Below are 2,923 nucleotides of genomic sequence, written 5' to 3' on the forward strand. Positions count from 1 at the left end.
CTTCATCAAAGAATGAAGGGTAGTTTAAAAAAGATATTCTAAAGCTGCGTTTATAGAGTTTAACTACATTCCATTCATCTGTGGTCAACTTGATCGCTGTAGAGATACGAATTAAGAAGTCTCTCAGTACTCCATCAATAGTATCGAATGAATCTTTGTGAAAATAGATGGCCTCGGGCAGGTGTTTACCAATTTCAATTGATTTGACTTGCGTTAAGAATGCTTGCTCATCCATGACATTTCCTAGAAATTATCTTCGCTAACTACTCTTGGGATATATCTACCATCGCTGAGTTGTCTCATAATTACAATTTGACGTTTACACTCGGGACCGATACTGACATGTATTGGTCTGTTTTCGCCATAGAAATATAAGCGATCAAAATCACAATTCTCGATTATCCATTTCGAAATGAACTTCATATCCGAATTATGGATGATGAAGTCACATGCAAAGCCACCCCTTTCGCATATACGCTTTCCTCTTGAGTTGAGTTCATAGCCTGCATGTTGGTCAAGATTCGGCGCAATTAATGGTGTTTCGTTCTTCTTGATTTGTGCAGCTAAGGTGTGGGAGCAAAAACCATATGTGAGTTTAATTTCGCCAAATGTATCGATAATAGGGTCAAGAATGGTCGTAGCTAGTTCTCGAATTGCCGAAATGGTTTCGGCTTGTTTTGGGGTGTTAGTTGGTTTTGTGCGCTGCCAAGTCTTTGAGCAATAGTAAAAGTCTTCATAAGAAAAGTATTTGCTGCAATTGTGATGAGGCATATTTCGTGCTCTGCTTTTGTTACTGGCAACTTAAGGGTAATTAACCTCAAGAAGTTTAGCTATATATTGTTCGGTGTTATATACGCTGTATTCGATTTTTGTTTATTTGGCCACCACTTGTTAATTTAAATTTTAGACGTTGTCGTATTGAAATTTGCTTGGTTAAGTCGCGGTGGCTATCAGGAATTAGGAAGATAATCTTAAGTGTTATGCATACCGCCTTTCTGCCCATTCACAGATCTCTAGGCTTTTCTGTTTGCTATCTAGTTGCGCATAGGTTTTAAGTACGACCTCTAGGCTATCGTTCAGCAATATTGCTAGAGCTGCATAATTTTCAGGGTTGTCGTTTAAAAACTCTGTTGCTGACAAGTGCCGTAAAGCGTGTGGGTTAATCCCTCTAGATAATACATCGGGGAATAATTTGTTTATGACTTTCTTAGTTGCGGTTTTATAATCGGACGCTAGTTCTCCTGATTTGTAGGGTCGAGCATTAGCTTTTCCTTTCTTGATAGTGACTTTGAAGAATAGCCTCTGATCTTCGAAGCCAAAGTGCTCTATAAGCTTTTTCCGAATTTCAATAAACCGCTCTATATCGCTATTGAAAAGCTGAGGTATTGGCATGCTAATGTCAAATATGTCGGAGCGTTCTCGATTTTTTAGAAACTTTTTAGGTACGAAAACTCGGTATCGGTCTTCATTCTTTAGATAGATTAGGCTTGGCTCTTGTGTTTCGGTGATTGTAGTTGATACTTCCTGGTAGTGCAGTTGGGCCCAGTTGTGAATACGTAGAGGGCAAGCACGGGATAGTTGAGTAATTAATCCTGCTGAAGATGATCTAAAGGGAGTTGTTGCTATTTTAGTGAAAGTTTTTGTGTCGTATTCAAATAGATTTTCTATTATTAGATCTACGCTGTTTTTCATTGAGCTAGCAGGCATATTTAAGAGAAACTTAATGTGCCTTTTACCATCTCTTGGAGCGGGCTCGTTTTTCTCTAGAGACCTCTTAAGGTTTTTTAGATATGGTGAAAGATCGTCGAGATGCTCATGCCACTCTGATGCTGTCATACCTCTCAGTGGGTTTACGCCTAATCGAAGAAAACCGTTTTCTCGAGAAATTTCATCAATTAGTTCTAGCAATCGTTTGGTTGAAGTTTTGCCATATCCATTGATATTAAGATACTCGATGTAATCGGCTAGCAAAATGTCATCTCCGAGAAGATTTATCTCGAGTTGATCAATCTCCTTTGAGAAATCCTCTTTGTCGTTAGAATGCTTTAACACAAAATCATAGTAGGCTTTTAGGGCGCTGTGCGTAATTTGAGCAGAACCACATGAACCATCCTGATTCATGGTCCAGCCCTTTTTTTTACTGGTATCAAAAATTTCATTTTTTGATTGGATCATTCGACTTGCACCGTCAATCTTGGTGATTGCTATCGGTGAAATGCCATACACTTTTAAATTCTTGAATTGCTCAAATTGTCTGGATACGAGTGGGGGGAGGTCTTTGATTAGGTCTCTATATATCGGCTTTTTAGGCGGTGTTTTTTGCAGTGCATGTTTAGGAACTCGTTTAAGAAAACTCCCGCTTGGAAAATCAAAAAAGTTGTCGAAAAAAGATAGGTGTGGAAGCCAATATTTATATGTCACTGTTCTAGTGTTGGTGAGCCAATTCGTAAATGTATCCGCGCTTCCTATTCCTTTGCCTTCAGCTGATTGATTTTTACCTTGGTTGGCGTGTCTTCGAAATTCTGTTAACAGCTCTAGGATAGCTTCCTTTGCGGCTAGGGTGCCTTTTGTATTCAGATGAGATTGAATACTTCCAAATCTTCGGTGCATTCCTAGTGAAAATAACTGGTTAAAAGTCCTAGCGTTATCGAATTCTTGGAGTTCTTTGTAAGTTGAAATGAGAGATTTTAACCGACTCTTAGCCGACCGAACATCTCTGTTCCCTTTGGATGCTAAATGGTCTAGATATTTATTTATCAGGTCATTCTCATTTTCGAATAATGGAACAAAATTTTCAGGTGTTACTATTTGGCTTTTCTGCAGTTGGCTCAGCACTGATTTCATATTTTTGAATGTAGTGGAGCCTGTAGATTCTTTTTTCTCTTCGAGAATTGAGAAAAAATCGTGAAGATTGATCGAGGAT

The 2,923-nt window shown here is 38.6% G+C and carries 3 protein-coding genes; all 3 read right to left on the reverse strand.

Features of this window, described 5'->3' with window-relative positions; all coding sequences use genetic code 11:
- Positions 1-235 (reverse strand): hypothetical protein (locus A3757_RS17915; protein WP_197470113.1); only part of this gene is annotated, 235 nt, incomplete at its 3' end.
- An 8-nt stretch (positions 236-243) separates the two neighbouring features.
- Positions 244-771, reverse strand: a complete 528-nt coding sequence (locus A3757_RS17920) for a hypothetical protein (RefSeq protein WP_068740028.1) — start codon at positions 769-771, stop codon at positions 244-246.
- 207 nt (positions 772-978) lie between these two features.
- A partial coding sequence (locus A3757_RS26950; protein ID WP_197470114.1) for a hypothetical protein occupies positions 979-2,923 on the reverse strand: 1,945 nt, incomplete at its 5' end.

It is taken from the genome of Oleiphilus sp. HI0117 (assembly GCF_001635235.1).